Origin of the sequence: Acetobacter sacchari (genome assembly GCF_017377715.1) — a bacterium.
Lineage (GTDB): Bacteria > Pseudomonadota > Alphaproteobacteria > Acetobacterales > Acetobacteraceae > Acetobacter > Acetobacter sacchari.
The window spans coordinates 1-991 of sequence record NZ_JAFVMF010000054.1; the positions used below are offsets into that span (position 1 = coordinate 1).

Consider the following 991-nt stretch of genomic DNA (forward strand, 5'->3'; position numbering starts at 1 on the left):
CCAATCTCATGCGCAGAAATGCTCACCCGTGATTTTCCAAACAGGCTCTTAGAGATAATATAAATAATTTATGAGTAATTGAAATGGTTGCTCCATATTATAGACGGACTAGATCAATTAATATGCGAGATACTGAGGTATGGCGTCTATCGGGGTGACGTACGTTTTTGGTGCGAATTGTTGCTCGCCATAATCCTCCTGCTATAAGTCCCTCTTTTTCGATTCTATTTAAATATTCAGCACTCAAAGTGGCGGCAACGCGTCCTTGTATCACTTCGTGAACATCGGACGGACGAAAATCGAATCGTCTTTGTATAGGAACTAATCCGAGTAATTCTCCATGAACTACATCTTCATTTTCTTCTATATTCACGTGCGCAACACGATTAAATGCCCGGTCAACGCTAGAGGTATCGAGTTTTATTTCTCTGCGCTCCTCAGCGACACGGAGTGTGGAGCCGGCTTTATGAAGAGTGCTAATAAAATTTTTTAGCGCTTGGAATATGGGAGCATCTAAATTATCCAATTTGGCTTCAAAAATGCGTCCATCCGCATCCGCAACCTCTTGGAGAAGATCTGTAATAAAGCCTAAAGCTTTGCGTGTCGGCGTTTCAAACATATCAAGTTGGTTCGCATTATCCTCTTCTAAAACAAAGCCAAAAGAGCCATGAATCAAGCTCGTGATGTTCATTTTTGACTGTTGGCGAAGATGATCAGGAATGCGTTTGTGCTCGACAGATTGTCCACCTTCGGTTGCAACGCGCTTTGTGATTAATTCTTGATAATCTTGTATAGCTTTCCCCACGAAATCGGCATCAATTGCTGACGATCCACGTACGGGGCCGCCATCGAATACCAGCGCTACATTAGCAGGAGCCCCTGTCTGCTTGTCTATTTGGGTAAGTTCCGCCTCTAAACGAGCGAGTCGTTTTTCTGCGGCGTGTCGTCAGTTAAGCAGGATGATGATTGAAGCGAACTGGACGGCTGCGAG

At 44.2% G+C, this 991-nt stretch carries 1 protein-coding gene; it reads right to left on the reverse strand.

Annotation, left to right across the window (positions count from 1 at the left end):
- Positions 1-97: 97 nt before the first annotated feature.
- Positions 98-805, reverse strand: coding sequence for a hypothetical protein (locus tag J2D73_RS20215; protein WP_207884212.1), 708 nt, complete (start codon positions 803-805; stop codon positions 98-100).
- Between the last annotated feature and the right edge of the window lie 186 nt (positions 806-991).